This is a genomic window from Kitasatospora sp. NPDC059408, from assembly GCF_042751525.1.
In the GTDB taxonomy this organism is placed as follows: domain Bacteria; phylum Actinomycetota; class Actinomycetes; order Streptomycetales; family Streptomycetaceae; genus Kitasatospora.
In genome coordinates this window covers 63,676-67,567 of sequence record NZ_JBHYWI010000049.1, presented here as the reverse complement: position 1 = coordinate 67,567, position 3,892 = coordinate 63,676, and the positions used below count along the sequence as shown (strand labels likewise).

Here is a 3,892-nt window from a genome sequence, read left to right as displayed (position 1 = left end):
GGACGCTTCCTTCGAGCCGCCTTCCAGCGGGCCCTCCGGGCGCTTCGTTCTTTCGTGTTTCCAGCTTATCAGATGTTTTCCGCTCCGTTTTCCGGAGTTTCATTCATCGGATTTGCTTTCCGCTTTCGTTGCCCCGGTCTCCCGCGGCGACTCCGGAACTGTACGGGCCCGGGGGCGCCACATGCAAATCGCCCCCGCCCGGGGTCCGGGAGGGGGCGATCGGCGAACGGCCGGTGAACGGCCGGCGAGGCGTCGAACCGGGGTCAGCGGACCTCGGTGATCTCCGGGCCGCGCGAGAACGGGTCGATGGACGCGCCGCCGAAGCGGCTCTCGCCCTCGGCGGCGGCAGCGGCTGCCCCGCCGCCGTCGGCCACCATCTGCGCGTCCTCGGGGAGCTTCAGGACGATCGGGTCGCGGGGCGCCATCGGGCTCTCGCCGCGCACGACGACCGTCTGCCGGAAGACCTGCTCCAGGATCCCGGCCATCTCCGGCTGCACCGCCGCCTGACCGGAGATCACGCCGCGCAGGAACCAGCGCGGCCCGTCACAGCCGACGAAGCGCACCAGCTGCACGCCCTGGGTGCCGTCCGGCAGCTGCACGGGGACCTGGGCACGGAGGTGCCAGCCCAGCGGGCCCTCCTCCTCCTCGATGAGGCCGCCCTGCGAGGTGATGCCGTTGGCGATCTCCTCCCGGACCTCCCCCCAGATGCCCTCCGACTTCGGGGCCGCGAAGGCCTGGAGCTGGACGGCGCTGTTGCCGAGGACGAGGGTCGCGGCGACGATCGCGTCACCGGCCACCTCGACACGGAGCTCCATGCCCTCGACGCCCGGGACCAGCAGGCCCCCGAGGTCGACGCGGCCCTCCTCCGGGTTCTCCAGCTCGGAGTGGTCCCACGGACCGTCCGGCCGCGGGGCCGGCGGCAGGCCGACCCTGTCGGCCGGGTCCAGCTCGGTCACGTTCTCGCTCTCGGCGGAACCTTCGACGTCATCGGCCGTCTCGTCGGCGCTGATGGCGTCGTCGGCGAGCTGCTCGACAGCGTCCTCGCTCTTCTGGCGACGACGGAACACGGTCACTGTCCTTCCCGGTCCAAGACCGATGCGAATACCTGCTCGGCTTCCTGCGAGGCCGCGGGCATGCTAGACCGCGGCGTGGCCACCGGTCGACCCGAACCCGCCCTCGGCGCGTGCCGACCCAGGCAGCTCGGCCACCTCGTGGAAGCGGGCCTTCTCGACCTGCTGGATGACCAGCTGGGCGATCCGGTCCCCTCGGCGGAAGCTGACCCCCTCGCGCGGGTCCAGATTGACGACGATCACCTTGATCTCTCCACGGTACCCGGCATCGACCGTCCCCGGGGCGTTCACGAGCGCAACTCCGCATCGGGCTGCCAGCCCGGAGCGGGGGTGGACGAAGGCCGCGTAGCCGTCCGGGAGGGCGATGGCGACACCGGTCGGCAGGACCGCCCGCTCGCCGGGCGCCAGCTCGGCGTCGACGGTGGTGCGCAGGTCGGCGCCCGCGTCGCCGGGCTGCGCGTACGCGGGCAGCGGCAGCTCGGGGTCGATGCGCCGGATCAGGACGTCCAGCGGCTGGTTGGTGGTGCTCAAGGGTTCACCTCAAAGGCTCGTGCGCGCTTCATCAGGTCGGGGTCGTCGAGGACCTTCCCGATGTCCTCGGGACGACCGTGCGTGGTGAAGTGTTCCAGCTTCACCTGGATGAAGAGCGCCTGCGCCCGCACCGCGACCGGCCCGTCCGGGCCGCCGATCCGCGCCTCGGCGGCGCCGTAGATCTTGCGGCCGTGCACGCCGGTGACCCAGGCGCGCAGGTGCAGCACCGAATCGACCGGGACGGGGCACAGGAAGTCGGTCTCCAGCCGGCCCGTGACGGCGGGGACGTGCAGCAGCCAGTTGAGCGTGCCGAGGGTCTCGTCCATGGCCGTGGTGAGCACGCCGCCGTGGGCGAGGCCGGGACCGCCCTGGTGGGCGTCCCGGACGGTGAACTCGGCGGTGACGTCGAGCCCGACGCCTGCGACGGCGTCGATCCGCAGGCCGCCGGGGTGCTGCGGGCCGCAGCCGAAGCAGTGCTCGTAGTGCGAGCCGAGCCGGGTGCCGGGGGCGGGCGCCTCGGGGGCCCGCGGGGGCAGCACGGCGTCCGGCGGCGGGGTGGTCGGGGTCGGCGGTGTCGCGGGCGCCGACCGGTCGGCGGGGGGCGTGGGGGCAGTCGTACCGGTCACGCTGCCCCACCCTACCGACGCCCTACCGGGCGGTAGCGGGGGCGGCGGACGGCCGCCGGACGGCGGGACGGACGCGGCGACGGGCGGGGGTGCCGTCCGGGCCCGGCCGTGAGGGCGCCCACAATGGGGGCATGTACGACGAACGCCTCACCGTGCCCCGCTCCTGGTGGCTGCTCCCGGTCGCGACCGGGCTCGCGCTCGCGTTGATCCTGCTGCGGGTCAGCGGGCTGGGCGCACTGATCGGGCTGGTCGTCGGGATCGCCGTCGGCGCGGTCGCGATCAGCAGCTACGGCTCGGCCCGGATCCGCGTGGTGCAGGGCTCCCTGGTGGCCGGCCCGGCCCGGATCCCGGTGGACGCCCTGGGCACCGCGCACGCGCTGAGCCCGGCCGAGGCGGTGGCCTGGCGCGGACCGAAGGCGGACCCGCGGGCCTTCATGCTGCTGCGCAGCTACGTCCCGACGGCGCTGCGGGTCGAGGTGACGGACCCGACCGACCCGACGCCGTACCTCTATCTGTCCACGCGCTCGCCGATGAAGCTGGCGGAGGCGCTGGAGGAGGCCCGCCGGAGCGCGCGGGCGTAGCGCAGGGCGCGCGCCACCGGCGCACGCCGGAAGACGAAGAGGGACGGTTCCGCGGCTGCGGGACCGTCCCTACGACTTTTGTCCTGCCCGGACCTGCCGTCCGGCTCCGCTGCCCGGAGCCGGAAGGGGCTGGGTGCCGGCTCCGCGCGGACCGCGGGTGCCGGGCCGTGTCCGCCGCGCTGCTCAGGCGCCGCAGTCCCGGCAGATCGGGTTGCCGTTCTTCTCGCTGTAGAGCTGGCTGCGGTGGTGCACGAGGAAGCAGCTCATGCAGGTGAACTCGTCGGCCTGCTTGGGCAGGACGCGAACGGCGAGTTCCTCGTTCGAGAGGTCGGCGCCGGGGAGCTCCATGCCCTCGGCCGCATCGAACTCGTCGACGTCGACAGAGCTTCCGCCCTTGTCGTTCCGCCGAGCCTTGAGCTCCTCGATGCTGTCCTCGTTGACGTCGTCGTCGGTCTTGCGTGGGGTGTCGTAGTCCGTTGCCATTTTTCGCTCTCCCCCTCCGGGTTGTGCGGTGTGTGCGGTATCTCCAGCGCACGTAACGCATGGGGGGTCGGTCTTGTGCCCGACCCGAGGCGGAGATTTTGCCTTACTTCAAGCCCTGTTACTCAATCGACACTCAGCCCGGGGTCCGTTGGGGTGATCCACCGGGGCGCGGGAGGCCTCACGCTGGGCCATCTCCGGCCCCCTCCGGAGCCCGTCAGGCGGCGACTCAGAGTGAGCGCGGACCGTACGGGCACCCGCAGAATCCCTTGCCCAGCAGGGGCGCCCGTCAACCCCGCGCACGCGTCCGGGCCGGAAATCCGGTCACGGACGGCGATCGGGGCCCGAATCGCCATGATCACTCTCCGAGTTCGGCCGACGTCGCGGAGCGACACGGTGTGAGCTTGGTCACGTTCAGAATCTTCCGGGGCAAATCACGGAAAATCCACCCACTCCGAACCTCCCGACGGCCCCCGGGAGCACCCGCGCGAACGTGGGGCGCCCCCGGGGGGGGGGGCCCCGCGGGCGGGGGGCCCCCCGGGGGGGGGGGGGGGGGGGGCGGGGGGCCCCGGCGGGGGGGGCGGGGGGCGGCCCCGGCCCCGAC

Annotated in this window: 5 protein-coding genes; 1 reads left to right on the top strand and 4 read right to left on the bottom strand. The window is 73.2% G+C overall.

What is annotated here, in order from left to right; genetic code table 11:
* Positions 1 to 263: 263 nt before the first annotated feature.
* From ACFXDE_RS28490 to ACFXDE_RS28480, 3 genes are all read right to left on the bottom strand, one after another.
* Positions 264 to 1,067, bottom strand: coding sequence for a DUF3710 domain-containing protein (locus tag ACFXDE_RS28490; protein ID WP_380439575.1), 804 nt, complete (start codon positions 1,065 to 1,067; stop codon positions 264 to 266).
* 69 nt (positions 1,068 to 1,136) lie between these two features.
* Positions 1,137 to 1,601 (bottom strand): dUTP diphosphatase, encoded by a 465-nt coding sequence (gene dut, locus ACFXDE_RS28485; protein ID WP_359964754.1) that lies wholly within the window; start codon positions 1,599 to 1,601, stop codon positions 1,137 to 1,139.
* Positions 1,598 to 2,227, bottom strand: a complete 630-nt coding sequence (locus ACFXDE_RS28480; protein ID WP_380497523.1) for a PaaI family thioesterase — start codon at positions 2,225 to 2,227, stop codon at positions 1,598 to 1,600. The genes dut and ACFXDE_RS28480 overlap by 4 nt, the downstream gene beginning before the upstream one ends.
* Positions 2,228 to 2,358: 131 nt before the next feature.
* On the opposite strand from ACFXDE_RS28480, the gene ACFXDE_RS28475 reads away from it, so the two are divergent.
* A complete protein-coding gene (locus ACFXDE_RS28475; protein ID WP_380497522.1) occupies positions 2,359 to 2,808 on the top strand; it encodes a DUF3093 domain-containing protein in 450 nt (149 codons plus the stop codon).
* Positions 2,809 to 2,991: 183 nt separating this feature from the next.
* Here ACFXDE_RS28475 and ACFXDE_RS28470 read toward each other — a convergent pair whose 3' ends face one another.
* A complete protein-coding gene (locus ACFXDE_RS28470) occupies positions 2,992 to 3,291 on the bottom strand; it encodes a DUF4193 domain-containing protein (RefSeq protein ID WP_329924615.1) in 300 nt (99 codons plus the stop codon).
* Between the last annotated feature and the right edge of the window lie 601 nt (positions 3,292 to 3,892).